Here is a 25379-nt window from a genome sequence, read left to right on the forward strand (position 1 = left end):
GCAAACAGTGCCGCATCGCCGCCCCAAGCCGTCGATCGTCCTGGGTGCCGTCGCCGCCCTGGCCGTCGCGACGCCCTTCGCCGTCACCGGGCTGACCAGCACCGCTCCCGAGATCCGGAATGCCAACGACACCGTCGAGGCAGTGGCACCCGATATCGCGGAAGTCGTGCTCGCCTCGGTGCCCGACCTGATCATCCCGCTCGAGGAACTGACCGGCCTCAACCTGCCGGACCTCAGCCTGAAGGAGATCGTCGACGGGCTCCCGCAGATCACGACTGCTCCCGACCCGAACGGCGGACTCGTCCAGCGCGTCGGTGCGACCGTCAAGGAACTCACCCGCGACACCCCGTTCAGCCTCGTCGCCCTCGCCGCCGAGGACGTCGCCGCCACCGACGCGCTCATCCGCGCGCAGCACGACGACGGCAGCTGGGGTCCGTGGACCGCGACCCAGCCGATCGAGACCCGCGCCGACGACGCCACGAACGAGGGACGCTCCGGCACGGAACCGATCTACGTCGGCGCCACGCGTGCGGTGCAGGTGTTGCTGACGCCGCGTCCCGGCCCCGAACCGAACCTCGCCGGCGCGGAGGCCCCGCCGGCACCCGAAGCCCCTGCTCCCGCTCCCGAGGCACCCGCCCCGGAGGCACCCGCTCCTGCAGCCCCTGCTCCCGAGGCCCCGGCGGAGGCCCCGGTCCCCGTCGACGAGGCACCCGCGCCGGTCGCTGCACCCGCAGCCGATGCGCCCGACCTCGGATACGTGCCCGCATCGTCGTCCAAGCCGCTGCGCGAGAATCCGCTGCAGGCAGCTGCCGAGGCGGTCAGCGCCGTGCTCATCTCGCCCGGCAGCAGCGAGGCCGACGCGCGACTCGAGGACATCGCGAGCCCGCTCGGCAACTCCGGCCTGAAGGTGATCACCCGCCAGCAGTGGGGTGCCGACGAGTCGATGCGCTGCCAGAACCCGACCTACGACGACTCCCTCGGTGGCGCGACCGTGCACCACACCGCGGGCAGCAACAACTACTCCAAGGCCGAATCGGCCGAGATCGTGCGCGCGATCTACGCGTACCACGCACGCACGCTCGGCTGGTGCGACATCGGATACAACACGCTCGTCGACAAGTACGGCCAGATCTTCGAGGGTCGCGCCGGTGGTCTCGAGCGCAACGTCCAGGGCGCCCACGCGGGTGGGTTCAACGAGAACACGCACGGCATCGCGATGATGGGCGACTTCTCGACCCAGGCCCCGCCGCAGGCCGCGGTGGAGTCGGTCGGCAAGTTCCTCGGCTGGCGTCTGGCCCGCGCGGGACTGAATCCCAAGGGCCGCACCACGATGTACTCCGAGGGCACGTCGTTCACCCCGTACCCGCGCGGTGCGGCGGTGGATCTGCCGATCATCTTCGCGCACCGCGACGTGGGCAACACCAGCTGCCCGGGTGATGCCGGCTACTCGCAGATGGGCAAGATCCGCGACATCGCCGCCGCTGCGGCGAAGGGCGGTGGCGGTGGCACTGCCCCGCAGCCGTCCAACCCGCAGCCCTCGAACCCCCAGCCTTCGAACCCCCAGCCTTCGAACCCGTCACCGTCGAATCCGAAGCCGAACGTGCCGGACGTCAACGTCGGAGCGCTCGCCTCGGGCTCGGCCGACACTGCCGAAGGTGTCGTCGACGAACTGATCCGCCTCAGCGGCCACCCGCTGGTCCAGAAGTGGCTCGCCGAAGGCGGCGAACTCGGACGGCTCGGGCAGGCGGTGACCTCGATCCTTCCCGCGGTCAAGAGCGGTTTCGAACGAGTGAACTTCGTCAACGGTGCCATCTACACGTCACCGAACGGCGGCACGTGGACGGTACTCGGCGAGATCTACAAGGCGTGGGAGAAGAACGGACTCGACGCTGGTGAGCTGGGGTTGCCCACCAGCGACGAGTACCGGGTGCCGGACGGTTGGCGTTCGGACTTCGAGTTCGGCTCGCTGATCTTCAACGAGGTCACGGGTGTCGTCACCAAGGTGCTGCGCGCCTACGACGACGCCTACGACCAGGCGATGCAGGATCAGCCGGCCGACGTCGCAGGACCCGCACCCGAGGGTGCTCCTGCGCCCGAACCCGGACCCGAACCGGCACCTGCGCCGGAACCGGCACCCGAACCGGCGCCCGCGGGCTGACCCGCAGCGCACCGGTAGGAACGAGTCACCGCCACCACCGTTCGAGAACGCGGGCCACCCCGTCCTCGACGTTGGTGGCGGTGACTTCGTCTGCGACCGACTTCGCGTCCGGATGCGCGTTCTCCATCGCCACACCGTGACGCGCCATCGTCAGCATCGGGATGTCGTTGGGCATGTCGCCGAAGGCCGCGAGATTCTCGTGTGAGACGCCGAGCAGCCGGGCCATCTCCTGGAGACCGGACGCCTTCGTGACCCCCGCCGCGGAGATCTCGATGAGTCCGTGGGTCGTCGAATAGGTCACGTCGACCAGCCCATGCAGTTTCGGCACGAGAGCCTCCGCCATCTCCCGGCTGGTCGCGCCGGGGAGCCGGACGAGCAGCTTGATGGCGGGCTCACCGATCACCTCGTGCTCGGCGAGTTCGGTGTTGTCCGGATTCAGCCAGGCGTGCTCGTAACCGGGAGCGCTGACGAATTGCGGCGTCGCGGCGTCGTGGGCCCGCTCCCCCACCCGCTCCGCGGCCAGACCGCAACCGGGAAGTACCGACGAGGCCACCTCGGCGAGCCACGCCAGTTCGTCGACCTCGAGCACCGCGGCGCTGAGCACCCGGTCGGTGGAACTGTCGTAGAGCACGGCACCGTTCGCGCACACCGCCATCGGCGCGTAACCCAGCTCCTCGACCACCGGCGCGATCCAGCGCGGCGGGCGGCCGGTGGCCAGGACGAACGGAACACCGGAGTCGACGACCGCATGCACCGCGGCGCGGGTCCGATCGGACACCTTCTCGGTGTCGTCGATCAGGGTGCCGTCCACGTCCGTGGCCACCAATCCGGGACGCGACGCGTCCGTGGACGCAGGACGCACCGCGTCCGTGCTGTGGTCCCGATACGGCTCTCGACTCGACTCTGCGTTCACTCCGTCATTGTGCCGAAGTACCGCGGTCGCCGCCTGCGTCGTCGTTGCCGCTACCGGCAGCACCTTCACGGGCGGCACGTTCGCGGGCCTTCCGCGCGCGGCGCTCGGCGGCCGCGGCCTCGTCCAGGGCGGTCGCCTCCTCGAGGGTCGGCGCGGATCCGCCCAGCCGGCGGGGCACCCAGTAGGCACCGGACTCGTGGGTGTAACCGTCCTGGACCCGGTGGAGCATCTCCTCCATGGTCGCGTGGAGCTGCGCGGTCATCTCCGCTGCCGGCTCGAACGGCTGGATGGGGGCGCCCACCTCGATGTTGATCGGGGTGTTCGTACGTCCGAGCCGCTTGGGGTGGCCCTTCGTCCACACCCGCTGCGATCCCCAGATGACCATGGGGACCACCGGGACGCCGGCTTCGTTCGCCATCCGTGCCGCGCCGGACCGGAACGCCTTGAGTTCGAAGCTGCGGCTGATCGTCTCCTCCGGGAAGACACCCACGAGCTGCCCGGCACGCAGCGCCTCCACGGCGAGTCGGTAGGACTCGCCGGCGTCCCCGCGGTCGACGGGGATGTGCTTCATCGCGCGCATCATGGGGCCGGAGATCTTGTGGTCGAAGACTTCCTTCTTCGCCATGAAGCGGATGTACCGCTTGGTGACCCGGGCGGGGATCCCGGCGTAGGTGAAGTCCATGTAGCCGGTGTGGTTGATCGCGATGACCGCACCACCCGTCGCCGGGATGTTCTCCGCCCCGGTGATCGCGAATTTCAGCCCTTGCGCTGCGAAGAGCGTGCGGGCGACACCGATGATGGTCCGATAGAAGGGTTCCACGCCGGTCAGCCTAGCGGGGCCCCGGTGGAGGAACGACCGTGATCATCGTCGAAAGGCAATGCTGTGCGCACCCTCGCCCGAAAGCCCGACGTACTCGCACTCGCCGGCCTCGCCGTCGCCGTCGTCCTCACCGTCACCGGTTGCGAGGGTGACGGGCAGTCCGGCATCCCCACCGAGAGTCCGGAACCGACCGCGGCGGAAACCGTCGAGGAGACCACCACCCCCGCAACGGCACCCACGGTGGTCGTCGGGGACGTCCCCGGTAATCCCGCCGCCACCGCGGCGCTGCAGGCGTGGACGAACGACCTCGCCGGCGGCGTCGATGTGGTGGGCAGGTGCTGGACGATCGCCCCGGAGCGGGCCCGGCAGATGTACGCCGACGTCGACGCGATCACCGCCGCGGTGCAACAGCCGGGCAGGGACGGCCAGTACGCGGTGACGTGGTCGGCCGGCGGCATCGACGTGTCCGTCCTGCGCAGCGAGATCGCGTCCGGCTACGCGTGCCCGTACGTGAACCCGACCGGTGCGCCGGGCTACACCGACGAGGACGCCCGCTACGCCGTCGAACGATTCCTGGGACGGGCGATCGGTGAGCCGGTGCACCCGGACGACACCGAGGAGCGGTACCCGCTGGTGTGTGAGGCGCGGGGCACATGGGATCCGTGGGGTACCGGGAACCCGGGCGTGCCGCCGCTGGCCACCGATCCCGACGTCCTCGGCGACCTCGAATCCTTCGACGCCGCGGCCGCCTCCGTCACGCCGATCTCGGAGGCGTACACGAGTGTGACGATTCCGATCGTGGAGGCCGACACACCCCGTGACCTGGTGGTCCTGCTCACGACGGGGAGCAACGGGTACTGCCTGGGCGCAATGGACTGACGGGCGGCGCCTACCCTGGTAGGCGTCGGTCAGCACGTCAGGAGGGTACGAAGTGCAGATCACCAGCGTCGGACACGCCGGTTTCCACATCCAGACCGAAGCGGGGTCCATCCTGTGCGATCCGTGGGTCACGCCCGCGTACTTCGCCTCGTGGGTGCCCTTCCCGGACAACACCGGTCTCGACTGGGACGCTCTCGGCAACGTCGACTACCTGTACGTCTCGCATCTGCACAAGGATCACTTCGATCCCGACACGCTGAGCAAGCACGTCAACAAGGACGCGACCGTCCTGCTGCCCGACTATCCGGTGCCGGACCTGCGTCGCGAGCTCGAGAAGCTCGGCTTCTCGAAATTCTTCGAGACCACCGACTCCGTCAAGCACACGGTGAGTGGGCCCGAGGGCGATCTCGACATCATGATCATCGCGCTGCGCGCGCCGGCCGACGGACCGATCGGCGACTCGGGCCTGATCGTCTCCGACGGCGAGTCGACCGTGTTCAACATGAACGACGCGCGGCCGATCGACATGGACGTCATGCACGAGGCGTTCGGGAAGATCGACATCCACCTGCTGCAGTACTCGGGCGCCATCTGGTACCCGATGGTCTACGACATCCCGAAGAAGACCAAGGCCAACTTCGGCAAGCAGAAGCGCCAGCGCGGCATGGACCGTTGCCGCAGCTACATCGACCAGGTCGACGCGACGTGGATCGTGCCGTCCGCCGGTCCGCCGGTCTTCCTCGACGACGACCTGCGCGACCTCAACGACGACCACGGCGACGAGGGCAACATCTTCCCCGACCAGCAGGTCTTCCTCGAGCAGCTGCGCATCCACGGCCGCGAGGGCGGTCTGCTCATGATCCCGGGTTCGGTGGTGGATCTGAAGGGCAGCGAGCACATGACGCTCACGCACCCGATCCCCGACGAGCAGGTCGAGGCGATCTTCACGAACAAGGCCGTCTACATCGAGGACATGGCGCAGCGTTTCGCTCCGGTGATCGCGGCGCAGAAGGCGGCCTGGGCGCCCGCCGAGGGCGAGCCGCTGCTGCCCGCGCTCAAGGCGAAGTTCGAGCCGATCATGGCGCAGTCCGATCTCATCTGCGACGGCATCGGTTATCCGGTGGGTCTGGTGATGGGCGACGAGACCGTGGTGCTCGACTTCCCGAAGCGCGTCGTGCGCGAACCCATCGAGGGAGAAGGCAAGTACCGCTACGGTTTCCGCATCGCTCCCGAGCTCGTGCGCACGGTGCTGCGCGACGACGAGCCCGACTGGGTCAACACGATCTTCCTGTCCACCCGGTTCACGGCCTGGCGCATCGGCGGATACAACGAGTTCCTCTACACCTTCTTCAAGTGCCTGACCGACGAGCGCATCGCGTACGCCGACGGCTGGTTCGCCGAGGCACACGACGACTCGGCGTCGATCGAGTTGGGCGGCTACGAGATCCAGCGTCGCTGCCCGCACCTGAAGGCGGACCTGTCGAAGTTCGGTGTCGTCGACGGCACCACGCTGACCTGCAACCTGCACGGCTGGCAGTGGGATCTCGAATCGGGCCGCTGCAAGACGTCGAAGGGTCACGAACTGCGCAGCACCAAGCTGTGATCCGCACCCGGTAGTCACCGCTCCCGTTCGGTCGCGGCGGGTCGCGCCGCGGGCAACAGCCTCGGCGCGACCACGCCCAGCCCGACCAGTGGGAGCACCGTCACCGCGACCAGCACCGCCATCGGCAACCACAGCGAGCCGAGCGCGTAGGCGGCGAAGATCGCCACCGACAGCACCTCGCTCGTCAGGCCGACGACGGACGAGACGGTCGCCCGGGCACGACCGGACATCGTGTCCTGCAGGCGCGCCTCGGCGACGATCGCCGTGTTGTGCAGAGCGCCGTAACCCACACCGATCGCCGTGAACCCGGCGATCCCTCCCGCGAGGGCACCACCGGCGATCAGTACCGATCCGACCATCACGACGGCACCCATGGTGCGGCCGCTCATCGTCGCCGTCCGTCCGGCGGTCGCGGCACCGACCACCTGCCCGACGGCCGTCAGCGCGACCAGCACCGGCACGAATCCGGTCTCCGCTCCCGATTCGCGTGCGAGGAGAGCGAAGTACTCGTCGAAGGCAAGGCAGGCGAGCAGCGCGGCCGCGAGGACGACCGATCGTCGCACCGCCCGGTCGGTGCGGATCTCGGACGTGCCGGCCCGCAGCGACGACATGTAGCGGACGAGGACGGTGTCGCCGCTGCCGGCGATCTCGTCGGCCTCCTCCACCTTCGGTGCAGCCGGAAGCGTTCCCACGAGCGCGATGTCGACGACGGTGATCGCGACCGAGACCCAGCCCACGAGCACGTACCCACCGAGTTCGAACAGCGGTGCCGCCGTGAGGATCGCGACGAAGACACACGTCATCTCACCCGCGTTGGCGTATCCCATGATCGCCGCGTACCGGTGTTCGCACCCGCGCGCGGCGAGTTCGTCGTAGACGAGGGCCTCGAAGGTGCCGGATTTCATCGACTCGCTGATGCCCCACAGGACGAAACCGAGCGCGAACCCCCAGTAACCGGGCCAGATCAGCCACGTCGTGAACGCGGCGGTGAGGAGGGCGCCGCTGCCGAACAGCAGACCGCGACGGGAGACGGTGTCGGCCCACGCACCCGACGGCACCTCGGAGACGAAGGCAACCACGGACCACAGGACGAACAGCGACGAGATCGAGCGGGTGTCGAGACCGTGATCCTCGAACAGCAGCGCGTACAGGCCGTAGAGCGGCACGAACTCACGGACGGACGCGTACGCGACCACCCGCGCGGACAGCGAGGTCACCGGATCGGATCAACATCGACGGCGCATGCAACGAGAATGGCACGCCCGGCTCCACATGTCACCCCTCCGGAGGTGGGATACGGTCGGTCATCGTGAGCACGGACGAGCAACAGCAGCGGCAGCGTACCTACACGTGGGAGGACCCGGCACCGACGTCGGCGGCCAACCGCGACATGCACGGACTCGACTTCCTGCTCGGGCTGATCGACGGGACGATCCCGCACCACCCCACCTCCCGCACGCTCGGCTTCACCGTCACCGATGCCGGCGAGGGCTTCGCCGAGGTCACCCTCGAGCCGCAGGAGTTCCACGCCAACGCGGTGGGCAGCATCCACGGCGGCGTGCTCGCCACCCTCTTCGACACCGCGATGGGCTTCTGCGTGTCGAGCACTCTCGAGGCCGGGGTCGGGTACACGACCCTCGACCTGCAGGTGCGCTACGTCCGTCCGGTGCAGACCGGTAAGGGCGTCATCCGTGTGCAGGGTTTCTGCGAGCACACCGGACGTCGCACGGCGACGGCGCGCGGCGAGGCCCGCGACTCCGAGGGCCGCCTGCTCGCGACGGGCTCGACCACCTGCCTGATCCTGCGCTGACAACTGCATCCCTTACGAAAATGGCTTCCCGCTACGGCAATTGCCGTAGCGGGAAGCCGATTCTGTAGCGGATGAAGATCAGCCGGCGGGTTCGAGCACCTCGCGTCCCACGAACGGGACGAGGGCCTCGGGCACCTTCACCGAACCGTCGGCCTGCTGATGGTTCTCGAGCAGCGCCACGAGCCAGCGGGTGGTTGCGAGCGTGCCGTTGAGGGTCGCGGCGGTCTGCGGCTTGCCGTTCTCGTCGCGGTACCGGATGTTGAGGCGACGCGCCTGGAAGGTGGTGCAGTTCGACGTCGACGTGAGCTCGCGGTAGCGCTCCTGCGTGGGCACCCACGCCTCGCAGTCGAACTTGCGGGACGCCGACGACCCGAGATCTCCGGCGGCGACGTCGATGACGCGGTACGGCACGTCGATGGCGGCGAGCATGTCGCGCTCCCAGGCCAGCAGACGTTCGTGCTCGGCCGCGGCCTCCTCGGGCCGGCAGTAGACGAACATCTCGACCTTGTCGAACTGGTGCACGCGGATGATGCCGCGAGTGTCCTTGCCGTAGCTGCCCGCCTCGCGACGGAAGCACGACGACCAGCCCGCGTAGCGCTTCGGCCCCTTCGACAGGTCGAGGATCTCGCCCGAGTGGTAGCCCGCGAGCGGCACCTCGGAGGTGCCCACGAGGTAGAGGTCGTCCTCCTCGAGCCGGTACACCTCGTCGGCGTGCTGGCCGAGGAAGCCGGTGCCCTGCATGACCTCGGGACGCACGAGCACGGGCGGGATCATCATCGTGAACCCGTTTGCGGTGGCCTTCTGAGCGGCGAGCTGCAGCAGACCCAGCTGCAGCAGCGCACCGTAACCGGTGAGGAAGTAGAACCGGGCACCGGAGACCTTGGCGCCGCGCTCCATGTCGATGAGCCCGAGCGACTCGCCGAGCGCGAGGTGGTCCTTCGGCTCGAAGTCGAAGGTGGGCAGCTCGCCGACGGTCTCGAGCGTGACGAAGTCGTCCTCGCCGCCGGCGGGCACGCCGTCCTGCACGACGTTGGAGATCGCAAGGTGCGCGCGATCGAAGGCCTCCTGCGCGGCGTGCTGCTCGGCCTCGAGTTCCTTGACCTTCGCGGCCAGTTCCTTGGCGCCGTCGAGCAGCGCGGGGCGTTCCTCGGGGGACGCCTTGCCGACCTTCTTGCCCAGGGCCTTCTGCTCGGCGCGTGCGTTGTCGCCTGCGAGGACCGCGGCGCGACGGGAGGCGTCGGCCTCGAGCAGCACGTCGACGAGGCCCGGGTCCTCTCCCCGCATGCGCTGCGACTCGCGGACGGCGTCGGGATTCTCGCGGAGGAACTTGAGGTCGATCACGGAATCGAAGCCTACCGCTGCCAGAGTTCCAGGTAGTCGTCGCGCCCGAACATCTTCGCTGTGTCCTCCGCGGTGGGGTGCCCGTGATGCGGGTCGGCGCCGGCCTCGGCGAGCACCCGCACCACTGCCTCGACACCCTTGAAGACCGCACCCGCGAGAGGTGACTGGCCGCGGTCGTTGAGCCGGTTCACGTCGGCTCCCCGCTCGACCAAGGCCTGTACGGCCTCGGCATGACCGTGGTAGGACGCCAGCATGAGCAGCGTGTCGCCGGTCTCGTTGGTGAGGTTCACCGGCACCCCGGCATCGACGTACGCGGTGAGGGTCTCGACGTCTCCCCGGCGGGCGGCGTCGAAGGTCTGCTTGGCGATCTCGAGAATCTCGGGATCGATCGGGTCGTCGGCCATGAGCCGAAACTACCTGCGTCCACTCGAACAGGCATGATGGAAGTGATGGCCGAAGACAACAAGCCCAAGCCCGACCGGCGCCCGCCCTCGGCGCGGTTGACCCGACGCGCCCTCGTGCTCGTCGCGGCCGGTGCCGTCCTGGCGGCGATCGCGACGTTCGTCGTCGCGGGGTTCCAGGGCGCCGACGGCGGGGACGACAGCGGCGGCGCCGGCATCAGCACGACCGGCGCGGTCGCCGGGGAGGCGTTCGGTACCGCCACCGCCGGTGACTGCCTGACCTGGAGTGCTCTCGACGCGAGCGACCTCGCGAAGGTCGACTGCGCCGAGACGCACCTGTTCGAGGTGGTCGCCGACATCGACCTGAGCCTGTATCCCGGCACCGAGTGGGGGCCGGGATCGCGGTTCCCGTCGGTCACGCGTTTCACCGAGCTCCGCGACGAGCAGTGCGCACCCGCCGCGATGGACTACCTCGACGGCCGGTTCGACCCGCACGGCAAGTTCAGCATCGGCCTGATCAACCCCGGCGAGGCGGGCTGGGCGGCCGGCGAGCGCACGCTGCGGTGCGGCCTGCAGTTCTCGTCGACCACCGGCAACCTGCTGCCCATCAAGGGCCGGGTCGCCGATCAGGATCAGTCGCGGGCGTGGGATGTCGGTGTCTGCATCGGCATCAACAACGGTGTGCCCGCCGACCCGGTGGAGTGTTCCAAGCCGCACGCCTTCGAGGTCGTCGCGGTCGTCGACCTGGGTGGACAGTTCCCCGGCGGCCTGCCGAGCATCGAGGACCAGGACGGCTATCTCGAGGAGACCTGCACGCGCCTGGTCAACGAGTACCTCGGCGATCCCGAGGCCCTGCGCAACAAGACCCTCACGCTGTTCTGGGACAACCTCGACTACGACAGCTGGCTCGCCGGCAGCCGCAAGGTGAACTGCTCGATCGGCAAGCAGGTCGAGGGTGGTGGCTTCTCGTCGATCACCGGCAGCGCCAAGGGCGACATCCTCATCGACGGCCAGCCGCCGGTGCCGCCGCCGCCCGTGCCGGAAGGCCGATCGCTGCCGACGCCGCTGCCGGGCGCCGTTCCCCTGCCGGGGTCGTGACGTGCCGGTGCACATGGAGGACGAGCACTTCGAGGAGCTCGTCTCGGAAGCGCTCGACGAGATCCCCCGCGAACTCGCGCGGGCGATCGACAACGTCGTCGTCCTCGTCGAGCCGCGCCACGAGGACGAACCGGATCTGCTGGGTCTGTACCAGGGTGTCGCGCTGACCGAGCGCGACAGTCACTACGCGGGATCGCTACCGGACACGATCACGATCTACCGCGACGCGATCCTCGACATCTGCGAGAGCGACGACGATGTCGTGCACGAGGTGCTCGTCACCGTCGTCCACGAGATCGCGCACTATTTCGGAATCGACGAAGAGCGCCTCCACCAGCTGGGCTGGGGCTGAGGCGCTCTTCGCGATCGGTACCGGGTGCTACTTGTTGCGGGCCGCGGTCGCCTTGTCGAGGCGGGGTCCCTTGGCCTTGCGCTGACCGAAGTGCGGGCTGATCGTCGACACGATGAACATGATGACGGCTCCGACAGCGACGACGGCCACGGTGAGCCACACGACGATGACGCCGAAGAGTTCCAACATGCCCGGTTACCTCCACAGTCGATGTCACTTCGAGGCAAACGGCACACGTCCGCCCCGGGGGTCACCCTACCGTCCGCGTTCGACCGGGTCGCGACCGACTCCGCCTGCGTTCCGGTGGGGGCTCAGAGGGTGGTGAAGTGCTCGAGCTTCGGCGCTCCCGCGAGGAGGGGTCCGAGGTCGGTGATGGCGCCCTCGCCGGCACGGAACTTGCGGTAGGCGGCGTCGTGCTCGGCCGAGCGCCACTTCTCCACGACCACCCAGCGGGCCTCGTTCTTCCGGTCGACGAGGATCTCGATGCCGTCGCATCCGTCGAACTGTCGCGTCTCGTCGAGCACGCGGGTCATGACCTTCTTCGCGTCGTCGAGGGAGTCGGCCTTGAATTCGAGTTCGAGCAGAGCGGTGAGCGCCATGGGAGACCTTCCGTGGTGTGCGATGTGACTGCCCTCACCACATTTCCCCATGGATGAGAACTGCGCAATACCTCTGGGAAAACAGGATTATCGGGAAGCCGACGCGAGAGCGGGAAGGACGTGGTGCTCGAGCAGAGGCGCGAGATCATCGGGCAACGGAAGCGCCGACGGGTCGAGCCACCGCGTCTCCGCGATCTCCGCAGCGGCACCGGCGACCTCCACGAGCGGATGCTCGTAGACGGTTCCTTCGAGCCGGTAGCCGGGCTCGTTGGCGGCCTCGGCGTCGAACACCCCCACCAGACGCAACGACGACAGATCCAGTTCGGCGCCCAGTTCCTCGGCGCACTCGCGCACGGCGGTCTCGGCCGGGGTCTCCCCCGGATCCGGCTTACCTCCGGGCAGCATGAACCGCGAGGTGTTCCGCTTCCGGACGGTGAGCACTTCACCGGCGGCGTTGCGGAGAACGACGGCGCTCACTCTGATCACACGGTCACGAATCGCGGGGTGCTGGGTCACCGGACCATCCTAGGACCGGTCAGAACATGCTGTAGCCACCGTCGATGAGCGTCGTGCTGCCGGTCTGGAAGGACGACGCATCGCTCGCGAGGTAGACGGCGATGCCTTCGAAGTCCTCCGGGGTACCCCACCGACCGAGCGGCACGCGGCCGATGACGTTCGAGTTGAAGACGTCGGATTCCTGCAGCGCACCGGTCATGTCGGTGGCGATCCAGCCCGGCAGCACGCTGTTGACCCTGATCCGGTGACGCGCGAACTCGACGGCACAGCCGTTCGCGAGCGCGAGTACCGCGGCCTTGCTCGCCCCGTACGGCTGGTTACGTCCGGCGCCCTGCAGCGCACCGAGACTCGACGTGACGATCATCGACCCCCCGGTGCCCTGCTCGACGAGCACACGCGAGGTCTCCCGCATCGTGAAGTACGCACCGTCGACGTTCGTGGCCATGACGGCGCGGTACCGCTCGGTCGTCGACTCGTGGAACTTCTGCAGCGACGACCCGATGCCGGCGTTGACCACGACGATGTCGAGCCCACCGAAGTCGTCGACGAGTGCCGCGACACCGTCGGTCACGGCCTGCTCGTCGGAGACGTCGACCGCGCGGGTGGCCACGCGGCCGGTGAACCGCCCGATGTCGGCCGCGGCCTTCGCGAGTTTGTCCTCGCTCCGGCCCCACAGGGTGACGTGGGCGCCGGCACGGGCGAGGCCCCGGGCCATGCCGAGACCGATCCCCGCGGAACCACCCGTGACGAGAGCGCGCCTGCCTGTGAGGTCGAACATCGGATCCCTCTTCCCTGAAACGATTACGCGTACCCGGCAGCGATGTCGCGGCCGATGATCTCCTTCATGATCTCGGTGGTGCCACCGTAGATCGTCTGGATGCGTGCATCGACGTAGGCGCGCCCGATCGGGTACTCCATCATGTAGCCGTACCCGCCGTGCAGCTGCACGCAGCGGTCGACGACGCGCTTCTGCAGTTCGGTCGCCCACCATTTCGCCTTCGACGCATCTACGGGAGTCAGCTCCCCCGCATTGAGGGCGAGGACGCACCGGTCGACGTGCGACTCGGTGATCTCGATCTCGGTGAGCATCTCGGCGAGCGCGAACCGGGTGTTCTGCAGGTCGCCGATGGGTTTGCCGAATGCCTTGCGTTCGAAGACGTACTGTGCGGTCCACTCGTAGGCGGCCCGCGCGGAGGTGATGGCGCTGACGGCGATGCCGATGCGTTCGAGCGGGAGGTTCTCCATCAGGTGCACGAAGCCGCGCCCCTCGGTGCCGAGGAGGTTCCCGGCGGGGACGCGGGCGTCCTCGAAGACGAGCTCGGCGGTGTCCTGCGCGGCGAGACCGACCTTGTGGAGCTTGCGGCCCCTGCTGAAACCGGGGGTGTCGCGCTCGACGACGATGAGCGAGAAGCCCTTCGACCCCGCGTTCGGGTCGGTGCGGCACACCACGATGACGAGATCGGAGTGGATCCCGTTGGTGATGAAGGTCTTCTGGCCGTTGATCACCCACTCGTCACCGTCGCGCACCGCGGTGGTCTTCACGCCCTGCAGGTCGGATCCGGCGCCCGGTTCGGTCATGGCGATCGCGCCGATGCGTTCGCCGGTGGCCAGTGCCGGCAACCAGCGTGCCTTCTGCTCCTCCGTGCCGAGGTGGAGGATGTACGGGATCGCGATGTCGTCCTGCAGTGCGAGTCCCGCGCCGAAGGAGGTCGTGCCGGTGCGCGCGATCTCCTCCTGCACGATGTGCCGGAAGCGGTAGTCGGTCACGCCCGAACCGCCGAACTCCTCGGGTACGCCGAGGCCGACGATGCCGGACTTGCCCGCGGCGATCCACGCCGACCGGTCGACGAGGCGCTCCTCCTCCCACCGCTCGTAGTTCGGTTCGATCTCGCGGGCGAGGAACTCGCGCACGGTCTCCCGGTACGCCTCGTGGTCGTCGTCGAAATGGGTGCGTTTCATGGCTTCTCCTAGGCGTTCACGCGCGACATCATGCCGCTCAGACGCTCCGTGATGAGGCTCTCGGCGTCGGCGACGATGCGCTCGACGAGTTCTCCCGCGGTGGGGATGTCGTGGATGATTCCCTGGACGGTGCCGACCGTCCAGATGCCGGCCTCAGGGTCGCCGTTCTCGTAGACGAGGCGACCGCGGGCCCCGGCGACGAGTTCGCGCACGTCCTCGAACTGCCCTCCGCGGTCGAGGATCTCGACGACCTCGCGGCTGACGGTGTTGCTGGCGACGCGGGCGGTGTTGCGCAGCGGACGGAAGATGAGTTCGGTGTCGGTCTCGTTCGCCGCGACGATGGCTTCCTTGATGGTGCGGTGGATCGGCGATTCCTCGGTGCACATGAAGCGGGTACCCATGTTGATGCCGTCGGCGCCGAGTGCGAGGGCCGCGACGAGACCACGGCCGTCACCGAAACCGCCGGAGGCGATCATCGGGATGGTGATCTTCTCGGCCGCGGCGGCGATGAGCACGAGGCCGGGGACGTCGTCCTCACCGGGATGCCCGGCGCATTCGAAACCGTCGATGCTGATGCCGTCGACACCGATGTCCTGCGCCTTGACGGCGTGCCGGACGCTGGTGCACTTGTGCAGCACCTTGATCCCGGCGGCGTGGAAGTCGGGCAGGTGCGGCGCGGGATTCGATCCGGCCGTCTCGACGATCTTCACGCCCGAGTCGATGATGACCTGGCGGTACTCCTCGTAGGGCGGCGGGTCGATCGCCGGCAGGATGGTGAGGTTGACGCCGAACGGCTGGTCGGTGAGTTCGCGGGTGCGCTCGATCTCCTTCGCCAGATCCTCGGGGGTCGGCTGCGTCAGAGCGGTGATCATGCCGAGTGCGCCGGCGTTGGCGACCGCTGCGACGAGTTCGGCACGGCCGACCCACTGCATCCCTCCCTGCACGATGGGATGGCGGACGCCGAAGGTTTCGGTGAAGGCGGTGGTCAGCACGGCATGGACTCCTTGCAGTGGAGGTGGTTCGAAAGGCTCTCAGGCGGTCGGACGATGACCGACGATCCGCAGTGCGATCACGATGTAGCGCTGCGCGACCTGAGCGGGAGTGAGGGGACCGTCGAGCTGGTACCAGCGGACGATGGACTGGAACATCCCGAGGAGAGCACGCACGGCCTCCTCGACGTCGTCGACGTCGAACACCTGCTGGTCGACGCCTTCGCGCACCAGGTCGAGCATCATCAGCTCGAGACGTTTGCGGGTCGCGGCGTAGGTACGGCGGTTCTCCGGGGAGATGTGGCGCACTTCGGAATCCAGGCCCGAACGCTGTGCGCGATGGGTCATGTTCAGCACGATCGCTTCGACGGCGTTGACGAAGCGGGCGACCGGGTCGTCGCCGCCGTCCGCGACCGCGGCCGAGACACGGTCGATGAGGTCGAGGACGGCGGCGTCGAGCAGCGTGACGAGAACGGCTTCCTTGTTCTCGTAGTGGTAGTACAGCGCGGGCACCGTCACGCCGACCCGGCGGGCCAGGTCGCGGACGGTGGTGCCGTGGAAGCCGTTCTCGCTGAATGCTTCCAGGGCGTGTTCGAGGATGGGGTCGAGCCCCAGAGGCTGGAACTCCCGCCAGTCCGCGGACTGCACGTCCGCGTGGGGCGTGTCGGATTCCTCGGCCTCGTATGCCGGGGTCATCGACCCCCTCCTCTCACAGTCGGTGCTCGGGTCAGCGCGGAGCCATTCGGATCGCGCCGTCGAGGCGGATGACCTCGCCGTTGAGCATCGGGTTGGAGACGATGTGGGCGGCGAGGGCACCGTACTCGGACGGATCGCCGAGGCGGGCCGGGTGCGGAACCTGTGCACCGAGCGAGGCCTGGGCCTCCTCCGGCAGCGAGCCGAGCAGCGGGGTCTTGAACAGGCCCGGCGCGATGGTGACGACGCGGATGAGCAGCGACGCGAGGTCGCGGGCGATCGGCAGGGTCATGCCGACGACGCCGCCCTTGGACGCCGAGTAGGCGGCCTGGCCGATCTGGCCGTCGAAGGCTGCGACGGAGGCGGTGTTGATGATGACGCCGCGCTCACCGTCGATCGGCTCGGTCTTGGCGATGCGCTCGGCGGCGAGACGGATGACGTTGAACGTGCCGAAGAGGTTGACGTCGACGACCTTCTTGAACGCGTCGAGCGGGAAGGCGCCCTTCTTGCTGACGGTCTTGATCGCGTTGCCGATGCCGGCGCAGTTCACCGCGACACGCACGGGTCCGAGCGACTCGGCGACGTCGAGGGCCTCGGTGACGGCGGCCTCGTCGGTGACGTCGGCGGCGACGAAGCGGACGCGGTCGCCGAGCTCCTTGGCGATGGTCTCACCGTTGGACGACGGCAGATCGATGATGACGATCTGAGCGCCGTCGTTCAGCAGGGCCTTGACGGTGGCGAGACCGAGGCCGGAGGCACCACCGGTGACGACGGCGACGCTGTCGTTGACGATCATTGATTACCCTTTCGGGAGTGGTTGTGGTTCGGAGCTTTTCGGTACTTCGTCGATGTCAGAGACGTTCGATGATCGTGGCGTTGGCCATGCCCGCGCCCTCGCACATGGTCTGCAGGCCGTAGCGACCGCCGGTGGCCTCGAGGTGGTTGACGAGGGTCGACAGCAGGCGGGTGCCCGACGAGCCGAGTGCGTGGCCGAGCGCGATCGCGCCACCCCACGGGTTGAGCTTGGCCGGGTCGGCACCGAGTTCGTGGGCCCAGGCGAGCGGCACGGGCGCGAACGCCTCGTTGACCTCGTAGGCGTCGATGTCGTCGATGCCCAGACCCGCGCGGGCGAGCACCTTCTGCGTGGCCGGGATCGGGGCGGTGAGCATGAAGACCGGGTCGTCGCCGGCGACGGAGAACGAGTGGAAGCGGGCGCGCGGGGTCAGGCCCAGCTTGGTGGCCATCTCCTCGCTCATGATGAGCGCGGCCGACGCACCGTCGGTCAGCGGCGACGAGTTGCCGGGGGTGATGACCCACTGCGCCTCGGGGAAGCGGGCCGCGTACTCCTCGGTGTAGAAGGAGGGCTTGAGGCCGGCGAGGCCCTCGGCGGTGGTGGAGGCGCGCAGCGTCTCGTCGACGGTGTGCTGCACCTGCTCGCCGGCGGCGTTCTCGACGGTGATCGGGACGATCTCCTTGTCGAAGTGTCCGGCCTCGTAGGCGGCGGCGGCACGCTGGTGCGACTGCGCGGAGTAGGCGTCGAGGGCGTCGCGGTCGAACTTCCACTTCGCGGCGATGAGCTCGGCGGAGATGCCCTGGTTGACCAGGCCCTCGGGGTAGCGGGCGCGCACGCTCGGGCCGTGGGTGTCCTTGCCGAGGGTGGCGGTGCCCATCGGGATGCGGCTCATCGACTCGACACCGCACGCGATGACCATGTCGTAGGCGCCGGCGATGACACCCTGGGCGGCGAAGTGCGCGGCCTGCTGGCTCGACCCGCACTGGCGGTCGATGGTGGTCGCGGGCACCGACTCGGGGAAGCCGGCGGCGAGGAGCGCGGTACGCGAGATGTTGAGGGACTGCTCGCCGACCTGGGCGACGCAGCCGCCGATCACGTCGTCGACCTGCGCGGGGTCGATGCCGTTGCGCTCGACGAGCGAGCGCAGGACGTGGGCGAGGAGTTCGACGGGGTGGGTGCCGGACAGGGCGCCACCCGGCTTGCCCTTACCGACAGCGGTACGGACGACGTCGACGATGACAGCGTTGGTCATGACGATCCTTTCGAAAGTGCAGCGTGCAGGCCGGAGACGTTCCCAGCGGCGTACTTATCGATCGCTAAAAGCTCTACCACGGACTTAACGCTCGGTCAATGGTCTCTGAGAGCTAGCGCACGCTAAGCGACTCTGATAGTGATGGATCACGACCCGAGTCGAGGAGACGCCCGTGCGCGCAGCGCAATTGACCGAACACGCCGGCCCCGACGCCGTCCGCGTGACCGACATCCCCGAACCCGAGGCGGGCGATTCGCTCGTCCTCGTCGACCTGCACGCCGCCGGCGTGTCCTTTCCCGACCTGTTGCAGACGACCGGTGGATACCAGATGGTCCGGCCGCTGCCGTGCGTACTCGGCGCCGAGGGAGCAGGCATCGTCCGCAGCGCACCCGAGGGCAGCGGCCTCACCGCCGGACAGCGCGTCGCCGTGCTGTCCATCGACGGATCGTGGCAGCAGACCGTCGCACTGCCGCGCGAACTGGTCTTCCCGCTGCCCGACAGCGTGTCCCTGACCGCGGGCGCCGGGATGCTCATGAACTACTTCACCGCACACTTCGCGCTCGACGAGCGCGCCCGGTACCGAACCGGCGAGACCGTCCTCGTCCACGGCGCGGCGGGTGGTCTCGGAGTGGCGTCGCTGCAGGTCGCGGCGGCGCTCGGCCTCGAGACGATCGCGGTGGTGAGCACCGAGGAGAAGGCCGCGGTGGCCAAGGCCAACCGCGCGACCCACACCGTCCTCGCCGACGGGTTCAAGGACCGTGTCCTCGAACTGACCGGGGGGCGCGGGGTGGACATCGTGCTCGATCCCGTGGGCGGCGACCGCTTCACCGACAGCCTGCGCAGCCTCGCTCCGGGCGGGCGTGCGGTCGTCCTCGGGTTCACCGGCGGCAGCATCCCCACCGTGAAGGTCAATCGCCTTCTGCTCAAGAACATCTCGGTCGTCGGCGCCGGGTGGGGCGAGTACCTCCGCACCGACCCCGGCTACCCGGCGCGGCAGTGGGCCGCGCTCGAACCGCTGCTGCGCGACGGGACGCTCGTCGTCCCCGAGCCCACCCTCCATCCCCTCGACGAGGCTCCGGCGGCACTGCGTTCGCTCGAGAACCGTTCCGCGACCGGCAAGGTCGCACTCGACCTGACGTCCCGACCCTAGGAGAACAGCCATGACCGACGACCTGCCCGGTGTCGACACGACCGTCGACGACGGCGTCCTGCGCGTCACCCTGAACCGTCCCACGCGGATGAACGCCGTGAAGACCGAGACGCTCGACGCGATCGCCGACGCCTTCGAGAAGTACGCCGACGACGCCTCCGTGCGGGTCGCGGTGCTCACCGGCGTCGGTCGCGCGTTCTGTTCGGGCGCCGACCTCTCCGGACGTGACCTGAGCGCACCGCCCTCCGCCGACACGATCGACGCCGCCAACCGCGCGGTGGCCGCGATCCGGGCGTTCCCCCGGCCGATCGTCGGAGCGGTCAACGGCGCGGCCGCGGGCGTCGGCGTATCGCTCGCTCTCGCATGCGATCTCACCGTCGCGAAGGAGTCGGGATACTTCCTGCTGGCCTTCACCCGGGTCGGCCTGATGCCGGACGGCGGTGCGTCCGCGCTCGTCGCCGCGTCGATCGGTCGCGCGCGGGCGCTGAAGATGGCCCTGCTGGCCGAGCGACTTCCGGCCGGTGAGGCCCTGGCCTCCGGTCTCATCGCGGACGTCTACGCGGACGACGAATTCGACGGTGCCGTGGAGACTCTCGTGCAGCGACTCGCCGACGGCCCGTCGACCGCCTTCGCCTCGACGAAGAACGCGATCAACGACGCGACGCTCACCGAACTCGACCACGCCTTCGCCCGCGAGCGCGAAGGGCAGCTCGTCCTGCTCGGCAGCGCCGACTTCACCGAGGGTGTGACGGCCTTCCAGGAGAAGCGCACCGCGAACTTCCGTCGCTGAGCCGTCGACGATGTCGGTGGATCCGGCCCCGCTGAGCGGGGTCGGATCCACCGAAGTCGTTTCAGGCGTCGGGGATCACGCGTTCGACGGCCGCCCGCACCAGTTCGGCGACACGGTCCTCGTCGACGATCCCGGGGAGGGTGAGCCGATCGAGCACCAGCCAGTTCAACGCGAGATAGAGCAGCACGATGGCGTCCTCGCCGCCCGGCAGGCCGGAGTGCCGGTAGTTGGCGATGTTGAAATCCAGGTCGGCGCGCACCCGCTCGGTGAGCAAAGCCTGCAGTTCGGGTCGCCGGGTGGCTTCGAGGCGTAGTTCGAGGAGCGCGAGGTAGCCGGCGCGGAACCGGATGAGCCGGTCGACGACCTCCGTCATCAGTTCGATCATGGATTCGCGGGTCTGCGGCGCCTGCGACTGCGCCATGACCTCGTCGGCGGGCAGGAGCCGCTCGTAGTAGCGGTGCCCCACCTGGACGAGCAGGTCGTCGCGGTTGGCGAAATAGTTCGACGCCGTCCCCGTCGGGACCCCGGCCTCCTTGTCCACCGCGCGGAAGGTCAGCCCTCGCGCACCGTCGCGCGCCAGCACCTCGATCGAGGCATCCAACAAGGCCTGTCGCCGTTCCGGATTCGTGCGAACCACTTGACACCACTCCATGTGTAGTACTACGTTCAAACCACTTCAATCATAGTACTACGAATGGTGGTCGAAGATGCGAAAGCTCGTCTACTACGTGGCAGTGACCCTCGACGGCTACATCGCCGGCCCGAACGGGGAGTACGACTTCTATCCGATCTGCGACGACATGACCGCGGCGATGAGCGCGAGGTATCCCGAAGCCGTTCCCACCGCGCTCCGCGAACAGATCGGCATGCCGGTCGACACGCCGAACAAGGAATGGGACACCGTGATCATGGGGCGCGGTGCCTACGAACCCGGTCTCTCGCTGGGACTCACGAGCCCGTACAGCCACATGCAGCAGTACGTCGTGTCCCGCACTCTCGCGCCGGTCGACGATCCGCAGGTCCGGATCGTCGACACCGACCCGGTCGAGCTGGTCCGAAAGCTGAAGGCGGAAGAGGGGCTCGACATCTGGCTCTGCGGTGGCGGCAACATCGCAGGGCAGCTGGTCGACGAGATCGACCGGCTGATCTTCAAGAGCTATCCGGTGATCGCGGGCGACGGCATCCCGGCACTGTCGGGCAACTTCGTCCCCACGCGATTCGACGTCACCGCGCGCGAGGAGTTCAGCAACGGCACGCAGGTCACCTGGTTCGACCGCCGCTGAACTTCGATCGACACCGAATCCGGCCGTCAGACCCCGACGGTCTTGAGGGCGATGCCGACGTACTTCTGCGCGACGGCCTCGGGGCTGAGCGTGCCCTCCGCGTGGTACCAGCGCGGGATCGACTGGCACATGCCGAGCAGGGCACGGGTGGTCTCGGCGGGATCGTCCACGTCGAACACGCCCGCGGCGACACCCTCCTCGACGATCTGGCGCACCAGCTGCTCGACGCCCTTGCGCACCGCGCGGTAGCGCTGACGGTTCTCGGGGCTCAGGTAGCGAGCCTCACCCTCGAGCGCGGCGAGGCGGGCCCGCAGGGTCATGCGCAGCACGATCGCCTCGATGACGTTCGACAGCCTGCGCACCGGGTCGCCGTCGGCGTCCTCGGCGGCGGCGTGAGCCCGGGAGAGCACGTCGCTGGTCGAGAGCTCGAGAAGGGCGATGAGCAGCCCTTCCTTGTTCTCGTGGTGGTAGTAGAGCGCCGGGACGGTGACGCCGACGCGGCGCGCGATCTCCCGCACCGAGGTGCCGTGGAAGCCGGTCTCGTAGAACGCGTCGAGGGCAGCGGTGAGGATGGGACTGAGCTGCATCGGCTCGAGGATGCGCCAGTCCGGGATCGCCTCACCGTTGGTGAGGGTGTCGGCCCCGTCGCTCGAAGCACCCATGAAACCGCACCTACCTACCGATCGCTACTTCATACGGACGCCCCGAGGATACCCGTATGTTTTGCGCTCGAAGGATCGGAAGGTGGGCGGTATCACCCCATCGGGTCGTCGGCACCACCGCGCGCCGTGTCGTGGAAGGGCGCGAGGAAGGTTCCCCAGCGCGCGCATTCCCAGCCACCGCCGGCCACCGGCACCAGTTCGACCGTCTCGGTGTTGGCCAGGTGGTTGGTGATGGCGAAGCCGGACGGCACCTTCCCGAGATAGGCGGCGACGAGGCGGATGGCGGCACCGTGACTGACGACCACGACGTCTCCCGAACCGGCATCGAGATAGTCGCTGCGCAGCGAGTCGAGGACGGGCAGATACCGGTCGAGCACGTCGAGCGCCGACTCACCGCCCGGGACCCGGGCCCGCAGGTCGCCGTTGTGCCATTCCTCGTAGACCTTCATGAACAGCTTGTGCGACTCCTCGTCGCTGCGGTCCTCGAGTTCGCCGACCTGCACCTCGTGCACGCCCTCGCGGACGACCGCCTCGAGCGACACCGCCGGTGCCGCGTGCTCGGCCGTCTGCCGAGCGCGGAGTGCCTGCGACGCGACGAGCAGCGACGGCGTCCGCTCGACGAGGTTCTTCCCGAGCGTGCGGGCCTGTTCGACACCGAGCTCGGTGAGCTCCGCCCCGGGGAGTTTCGTGTCGAGCCTCCGGGCGACGTTCGCCACCGTCTGGCCGTGCCGGGCCAGGATCAACCTGCCGCTCACCGTCAGTCCTCTCCGCGCCGCAGCCGGTCGAGCCACCGCGCATCCTCGTCGTCCGACACGGGTGGGACACCGTGTTCGGACACAGCGGGCCACGATCCGAGGAAGCGCACCTGCGCGAAGCGGTGCAGTCCCTGCAACGCCTCGGCGACCAGCGCGTCGTCGATGTGACCCACACAGTCCAAGTGGAAGAAGTAGGTGCCGTATTCCCTGCGTGTCGGCCGGGACTCGATGCGCGACAGATCGATTCCGCGCGTGGAGAACTCGGTGATGGCGCGCACCAGCGAGCCGGGCTCGTTGGGGAGCTGCAGCACCACCGAGGTGCGGTCGACACCGGTGCGCTTCGGTACCGGCCGCGGCTGCGTGATGAGCACGAAGCGGGTGCGGGCGCCCTCGAAGTCGGCGACCTTGTCGGCAAGGACGGACAGGCCGAGCCGCTCCCCGGCGAGCGCGGTGGACACCGCCGCGTCGACCTTGCCGGACGCGACGTCCTCGGCGGCTCCCGCGTTGGAGGCCGCGGTCACGACCTCGGCGTCGGGCAGGTGGTCCTCGATCCAGCGCCGCACCTGCGCCGCCGCCACCGGATAGGCGCCGATCGTGCGGACCCGATCGCGGGTGATCCCTTCGCGGGTGACCACCGTGAACGCGATGTCGAGTTCGACCTCCGACACGATCTGCAGGCGCGGCCCGAGAGCCAGCGCGTCCATGGTGGGCGGCACCGAACCCTCGACGGAGCTCTCGATGGGGACGACGGCACCGTCGACCTTCCCGTCGCGCAGGAGTTGCAGGGCAGCGGGCGGGCTGGCGGCCGAGACGCGCTCGACGTCGGCTGACCCGTCGCCGAGCACGTCGAGCGCACCGAGGCTCTCGAAGCGGTCGAGGGCCATCTCGGTGAACGTTCCCGACGGTCCGAAATAGGCGATACGTGGCACGTGTACGAGGTTACGCATCGGTCGTGACCGGAAGGCGGACTCTGCGTGAACCGCATCCGAGCGGCGGACGCGTGTCAGCCGGTGGTGAGGTCGAGCGCCTCGAGCTCCCGAACGACGGTGTCGGTGTCGTCGACCTCGACGACCAGCAGGATCTCCCGCACCGCCGCAGCGGCCTCAGGTACGAGCCGCCGGAGGCGGGTCACGTCGGGAGTCGCGAGAGCGTCGCGGACGTCGAAGCCGCTCAGCGCCGCGACGGTGGCGGCGAGCAGCGCGACGACGTCGTCGGTGCCGGTCGCGCGGGCGGCGTATCCGGTGTCGGCGTGCGCGAGGACGGAGAGGAAGTCGGCGATGGCGTCGGCACCGCGACCTGCGGTCAGGCCGGGGATGTGACCGGCCTCGGTGAGCGCGCGAGCGGCGTCGGCGAGCGCGGCGTCGGGCACGTGCGGATAGACCACCAGGGGTGCCGGCGCGGTGATCGCGAGGACGTCCTCGAGCTCCTCGGCCGCGCAGTCGACCTGGTACCGGACCGGACGCCACCCGGCGGGCGAGGGCAGTTCGGCCGAGGCGTCGAGTTCGACGACGAGCTCGCGGGTCGGCGATCCGGTGACGGCAGCGGCCGGGACGACGGGCGGGGCGAGCATGCGGCCGGTCGCGGCGAGGGCGTCGGTGAGGCTGTCGTGCCGGTGCGTGAGCAGCGCGTCGAGCAGGCCGCGGGGCTCGTCGCGGGACGGCGGCATTCCGAGGGGAAGTGGTATCGGCACCGATCCAGGCTACCGACGGACCACTTGCGACCGCGATCACAATGACTTAGGTTTGCCTCACCTACATCGAGAAGGAGGGTTGGCATGCAGACCACCACATCCGTCATCCCCGCGCCGACCACGGCCGAACGCGTACGCACCGCCCTCATCCGCGCCGACACGACGCAGCTCGCGATCGACGGCTGCGACCCGCTCCCCACCTCGGTCCACCATCTGCTCGACGACGGGCAGGTCGCGGTGGTCGTCGCCGAGGACAGCCTCCCCGTCGCACTCGCCTGGCAGGCCGGCAGCGCAGGCATCCCCGCGATGCTCGAGCTCACCGACCACTCCCCGATCGCCCTGCGCAATCCGGTGCGGTCGCTCATCTGGCTCAGCGGCACCCTGCGTCCCGTGGAGCATCCGCGCCGACTCGCCGCCGAGATCGCGGAGATCCTCCCGCACCCCGAACTCCTCGACGTCGGACACCGCTCCGAACTGCTGTGCCTGACGCTCGACTCCGTCGTCGCCGCCGACACCACCGGGGCCGAGGCAGTCGACGTCACCGACGTCCTCGACGCCGCACCCGACCCGTTCGCCGCACTCGAGACCGAGTGGCTCCAGCACCTCGAACAGGACCACGCCGACATCGTGCGGCAGATCGCGCGACGCATCCCGCCCGCGCACCGCGGCGGACGGATCCGTCCCCTCGGCCTCGACCGCTACGGACTGCGCCTGCGCGTCGAGTCCGAAGGCGACGACCACGACGTGCGGATCCCCTTCCACGAACCGGTCGACGATCCCGCCGCCCTGGGTCGCGCACTGCGCCTGCTCGTCGGCTGCCCCTTCCGCAACGGACTGCCGCCGCGCACCTGAGCGGTACGCGGCGGCAGGGAT

At 68.9% G+C, this 25379-nt stretch carries 29 protein-coding genes; 10 read left to right on the forward strand and 19 right to left on the reverse strand.

Features of this window, described 5'->3' with window-relative positions; genetic code table 11:
* Window positions 1-7: 7 nt before the first annotated feature.
* The gene (locus tag B9C99_RS01995) at window positions 8-2158 is read left to right on the forward strand and encodes an N-acetylmuramoyl-L-alanine amidase (RefSeq protein WP_088896828.1); all 2151 of its coding nucleotides are present in this window, start codon (window positions 8-10) and stop codon (window positions 2156-2158) included.
* Between the two features lie 25 nt (window positions 2159-2183).
* Here B9C99_RS01995 and B9C99_RS02000 read toward each other — a convergent pair whose 3' ends face one another.
* Together B9C99_RS02000 and B9C99_RS02005 are read right to left on the reverse strand one after the other, a co-directional pair.
* Window positions 2184-3020 (reverse strand): Cof-type HAD-IIB family hydrolase, encoded by an 837-nt coding sequence (locus B9C99_RS02000; RefSeq protein ID WP_088896829.1) that lies wholly within the window; start codon window positions 3018-3020, stop codon window positions 2184-2186.
* 55 nt (window positions 3021-3075) lie between these two features.
* The gene (locus B9C99_RS02005; protein ID WP_088896830.1) at window positions 3076-3891 is read right to left on the reverse strand and encodes a 1-acyl-sn-glycerol-3-phosphate acyltransferase; all 816 of its coding nucleotides are present in this window, start codon (window positions 3889-3891) and stop codon (window positions 3076-3078) included.
* 63 nt (window positions 3892-3954) lie between these two features.
* On the opposite strand from B9C99_RS02005, the gene B9C99_RS02010 reads away from it, so the two are divergent.
* Both B9C99_RS02010 and B9C99_RS02015 read left to right on the forward strand, forming a co-directional pair.
* Complete coding sequence (locus B9C99_RS02010) at window positions 3955-4770, forward strand: hypothetical protein (protein WP_088896831.1); 816 nt, start codon at window positions 3955-3957, stop codon at window positions 4768-4770.
* A gap of 52 nt (window positions 4771-4822) precedes the next feature.
* Window positions 4823-6373 carry a Rieske 2Fe-2S domain-containing protein gene (locus B9C99_RS02015; protein WP_088896832.1) on the forward strand — a complete coding sequence of 517 codons (1551 nt, stop codon included), beginning with the start codon at window positions 4823-4825 and terminating at the stop codon, window positions 6371-6373.
* A 14-nt stretch (window positions 6374-6387) separates the two neighbouring features.
* Here B9C99_RS02015 and B9C99_RS02020 read toward each other — a convergent pair whose 3' ends face one another.
* On the reverse strand, window positions 6388-7590 hold the full coding sequence (locus B9C99_RS02020; protein ID WP_088896833.1) for an MFS transporter: 1203 nt from the start codon (window positions 7588-7590) through the stop codon (window positions 6388-6390).
* Window positions 7591-7682: 92 nt separating this feature from the next.
* On the opposite strand from B9C99_RS02020, the gene B9C99_RS02025 reads away from it, so the two are divergent.
* Window positions 7683-8183 (forward strand): PaaI family thioesterase, encoded by a 501-nt coding sequence (locus B9C99_RS02025; RefSeq protein WP_088896834.1) that lies wholly within the window; start codon window positions 7683-7685, stop codon window positions 8181-8183.
* Window positions 8184-8261: 78 nt separating this feature from the next.
* On the opposite strand, the gene serS is transcribed toward B9C99_RS02025, so the two are convergent.
* Together serS and B9C99_RS02035 are read right to left on the reverse strand one after the other, a co-directional pair.
* On the reverse strand, window positions 8262-9524 hold the full coding sequence (gene serS, locus B9C99_RS02030) for a serine--tRNA ligase (protein ID WP_059382100.1): 1263 nt from the start codon (window positions 9522-9524) through the stop codon (window positions 8262-8264).
* 11 nt (window positions 9525-9535) lie between these two features.
* A complete protein-coding gene (locus B9C99_RS02035) occupies window positions 9536-9928 on the reverse strand; it encodes an ankyrin repeat domain-containing protein (protein WP_016691842.1) in 393 nt (130 codons plus the stop codon).
* A 45-nt stretch (window positions 9929-9973) separates the two neighbouring features.
* On the opposite strand from B9C99_RS02035, the gene B9C99_RS02040 reads away from it, so the two are divergent.
* Together B9C99_RS02040 and B9C99_RS02045 are read left to right on the forward strand one after the other, a co-directional pair.
* Window positions 9974-11023, forward strand: coding sequence for a septum formation family protein (locus B9C99_RS02040; protein ID WP_172414843.1), 1050 nt, complete (start codon window positions 9974-9976; stop codon window positions 11021-11023).
* Between the two features lie 13 nt (window positions 11024-11036).
* Window positions 11037-11375 carry a metallopeptidase family protein gene (locus tag B9C99_RS02045; RefSeq protein ID WP_016691840.1) on the forward strand — a complete coding sequence of 113 codons (339 nt, stop codon included), beginning with the start codon at window positions 11037-11039 and terminating at the stop codon, window positions 11373-11375.
* 27 nt (window positions 11376-11402) lie between these two features.
* Here the strand turns inward: B9C99_RS02045 and B9C99_RS25795 are convergent, their stop codons facing one another.
* The 9 genes from B9C99_RS25795 to B9C99_RS02085 form a co-directional block, all read right to left on the reverse strand.
* Window positions 11403-11564, reverse strand: a complete 162-nt coding sequence (locus tag B9C99_RS25795) for a hypothetical protein (protein ID WP_016691839.1) — start codon at window positions 11562-11564, stop codon at window positions 11403-11405.
* Window positions 11565-11686: 122 nt separating this feature from the next.
* Complete coding sequence (locus tag B9C99_RS02050) at window positions 11687-11974, reverse strand: antibiotic biosynthesis monooxygenase (RefSeq protein ID WP_016691838.1); 288 nt, start codon at window positions 11972-11974, stop codon at window positions 11687-11689.
* An 87-nt stretch (window positions 11975-12061) separates the two neighbouring features.
* Window positions 12062-12490, reverse strand: coding sequence for an NUDIX domain-containing protein (locus tag B9C99_RS02055; protein ID WP_016691837.1), 429 nt, complete (start codon window positions 12488-12490; stop codon window positions 12062-12064).
* 19 nt (window positions 12491-12509) lie between these two features.
* On the reverse strand, window positions 12510-13268 hold the full coding sequence (locus B9C99_RS02060; protein WP_016691836.1) for an SDR family NAD(P)-dependent oxidoreductase: 759 nt from the start codon (window positions 13266-13268) through the stop codon (window positions 12510-12512).
* A 23-nt stretch (window positions 13269-13291) separates the two neighbouring features.
* Entirely contained in the window at window positions 13292-14449 is a 1158-nt protein-coding gene (locus tag B9C99_RS02065) for an acyl-CoA dehydrogenase family protein (RefSeq protein WP_016691835.1), read from the reverse strand.
* Between the two features lie 8 nt (window positions 14450-14457).
* Window positions 14458-15441: a nitronate monooxygenase family protein gene (locus B9C99_RS02070; RefSeq protein ID WP_016691834.1), complete on the reverse strand. Its 984-nt coding sequence runs from the start codon at window positions 15439-15441 to the stop codon at window positions 14458-14460.
* A 39-nt stretch (window positions 15442-15480) separates the two neighbouring features.
* Window positions 15481-16134, reverse strand: a complete 654-nt coding sequence (locus tag B9C99_RS02075) for a TetR/AcrR family transcriptional regulator (RefSeq protein ID WP_016691833.1) — start codon at window positions 16132-16134, stop codon at window positions 15481-15483.
* 31 nt (window positions 16135-16165) lie between these two features.
* Window positions 16166-16927: a 3-hydroxyacyl-CoA dehydrogenase gene (locus B9C99_RS02080; protein ID WP_016691832.1), complete on the reverse strand. Its 762-nt coding sequence runs from the start codon at window positions 16925-16927 to the stop codon at window positions 16166-16168.
* 55 nt (window positions 16928-16982) lie between these two features.
* The gene (locus B9C99_RS02085) at window positions 16983-18176 is read right to left on the reverse strand and encodes a thiolase family protein (protein ID WP_016691831.1); all 1194 of its coding nucleotides are present in this window, start codon (window positions 18174-18176) and stop codon (window positions 16983-16985) included.
* Window positions 18177-18348: 172 nt separating this feature from the next.
* Here B9C99_RS02085 and B9C99_RS02090 point away from each other — a divergent pair, with 172 nt between their 5' ends.
* Together B9C99_RS02090 and B9C99_RS02095 are read left to right on the forward strand one after the other, a co-directional pair.
* Complete coding sequence (locus tag B9C99_RS02090; protein ID WP_026061063.1) at window positions 18349-19326, forward strand: NADPH:quinone oxidoreductase family protein; 978 nt, start codon at window positions 18349-18351, stop codon at window positions 19324-19326.
* A gap of 10 nt (window positions 19327-19336) precedes the next feature.
* A complete protein-coding gene (locus B9C99_RS02095) occupies window positions 19337-20116 on the forward strand; it encodes an enoyl-CoA hydratase (protein WP_016691829.1) in 780 nt (259 codons plus the stop codon).
* A 61-nt stretch (window positions 20117-20177) separates the two neighbouring features.
* Here the strand turns inward: B9C99_RS02095 and B9C99_RS02100 are convergent, their stop codons facing one another.
* On the reverse strand, window positions 20178-20753 hold the full coding sequence (locus tag B9C99_RS02100; protein WP_016691828.1) for a TetR/AcrR family transcriptional regulator: 576 nt from the start codon (window positions 20751-20753) through the stop codon (window positions 20178-20180).
* 70 nt (window positions 20754-20823) lie between these two features.
* Here B9C99_RS02100 and B9C99_RS02105 point away from each other — a divergent pair, with 70 nt between their 5' ends.
* Entirely contained in the window at window positions 20824-21399 is a 576-nt protein-coding gene (locus B9C99_RS02105) for a dihydrofolate reductase family protein (RefSeq protein WP_016691827.1), read from the forward strand.
* A gap of 26 nt (window positions 21400-21425) precedes the next feature.
* On the opposite strand, the gene B9C99_RS02110 is transcribed toward B9C99_RS02105, so the two are convergent.
* From B9C99_RS02110 to B9C99_RS02125, 4 genes are all read right to left on the reverse strand, one after another.
* Window positions 21426-22061, reverse strand: coding sequence for a TetR/AcrR family transcriptional regulator (locus tag B9C99_RS02110; RefSeq protein WP_006553412.1), 636 nt, complete (start codon window positions 22059-22061; stop codon window positions 21426-21428).
* A gap of 92 nt (window positions 22062-22153) precedes the next feature.
* A complete protein-coding gene (locus B9C99_RS02115) occupies window positions 22154-22816 on the reverse strand; it encodes a histidine phosphatase family protein (protein WP_172414844.1) in 663 nt (220 codons plus the stop codon).
* A gap of 2 nt (window positions 22817-22818) precedes the next feature.
* Window positions 22819-23745 (reverse strand): prephenate dehydratase, encoded by a 927-nt coding sequence (pheA, locus tag B9C99_RS02120; protein ID WP_016691825.1) that lies wholly within the window; start codon window positions 23743-23745, stop codon window positions 22819-22821.
* 74 nt (window positions 23746-23819) lie between these two features.
* Window positions 23820-24482, reverse strand: a complete 663-nt coding sequence (locus tag B9C99_RS02125; RefSeq protein WP_088896835.1) for a hypothetical protein — start codon at window positions 24480-24482, stop codon at window positions 23820-23822.
* Between the two features lie 108 nt (window positions 24483-24590).
* Here B9C99_RS02125 and B9C99_RS02130 point away from each other — a divergent pair, with 108 nt between their 5' ends.
* On the forward strand, window positions 24591-25358 hold the full coding sequence (locus tag B9C99_RS02130; protein WP_016691823.1) for a DUF2470 domain-containing protein: 768 nt from the start codon (window positions 24591-24593) through the stop codon (window positions 25356-25358).
* Window positions 25359-25379 lie beyond the last annotated feature (21 nt).

The sequence above is a fragment of the Rhodococcus sp. BUPNP1 genome, assembly GCF_002215235.1.
GTDB lineage: Bacteria > Actinomycetota > Actinomycetes > Mycobacteriales > Mycobacteriaceae > Rhodococcus.

Bases quoted from the DNA above. Each gene is read 5' to 3' on its own strand.
- B9C99_RS02035 (WP_016691842.1), bottom strand. From the start codon at position 9,928: ATGGCCGACGACCCGATCGATCCCGAGATTCTCGAGATCGCCAAGCAG.
- B9C99_RS02040 (WP_172414843.1), top strand. From the start codon at position 9,974: ATGGCCGAAGACAACAAGCCCAAGCCCGACCGGCGCCCGCCCTCGGCG.
- B9C99_RS02045 (WP_016691840.1), top strand. From the start codon at position 11,037: ATGGAGGACGAGCACTTCGAGGAGCTCGTCTCGGAAGCGCTCGACGAG.
- B9C99_RS25795 (WP_016691839.1), bottom strand. From the start codon at position 11,564: ATGTTGGAACTCTTCGGCGTCATCGTCGTGTGGCTCACCGTGGCCGTC.
- B9C99_RS02050 (WP_016691838.1), bottom strand. From the start codon at position 11,974: ATGGCGCTCACCGCTCTGCTCGAACTCGAATTCAAGGCCGACTCCCTC.
- B9C99_RS02060 (WP_016691836.1), bottom strand. From the start codon at position 13,268: ATGTTCGACCTCACAGGCAGGCGCGCTCTCGTCACGGGTGGTTCCGCG.
- B9C99_RS02065 (WP_016691835.1), bottom strand. From the start codon at position 14,449: ATGAAACGCACCCATTTCGACGACGACCACGAGGCGTACCGGGAGACC.
- B9C99_RS02075 (WP_016691833.1), bottom strand. From the start codon at position 16,134: ATGACCCCGGCATACGAGGCCGAGGAATCCGACACGCCCCACGCGGAC.
- B9C99_RS02080 (WP_016691832.1), bottom strand. From the start codon at position 16,927: ATGATCGTCAACGACAGCGTCGCCGTCGTCACCGGTGGTGCCTCCGGC.
- B9C99_RS02085 (WP_016691831.1), bottom strand. From the start codon at position 18,176: ATGACCAACGCTGTCATCGTCGACGTCGTCCGTACCGCTGTCGGTAAG.
- B9C99_RS02095 (WP_016691829.1), top strand. From the start codon at position 19,337: ATGACCGACGACCTGCCCGGTGTCGACACGACCGTCGACGACGGCGTC.
- B9C99_RS02105 (WP_016691827.1), top strand. From the start codon at position 20,824: ATGCGAAAGCTCGTCTACTACGTGGCAGTGACCCTCGACGGCTACATC.
- B9C99_RS02110 (WP_006553412.1), bottom strand. From the start codon at position 22,061: ATGGGTGCTTCGAGCGACGGGGCCGACACCCTCACCAACGGTGAGGCG.
- B9C99_RS02125 (WP_088896835.1), bottom strand. From the start codon at position 24,482: ATGCCGCCGTCCCGCGACGAGCCCCGCGGCCTGCTCGACGCGCTGCTC.
- B9C99_RS02130 (WP_016691823.1), top strand. From the start codon at position 24,591: ATGCAGACCACCACATCCGTCATCCCCGCGCCGACCACGGCCGAACGC.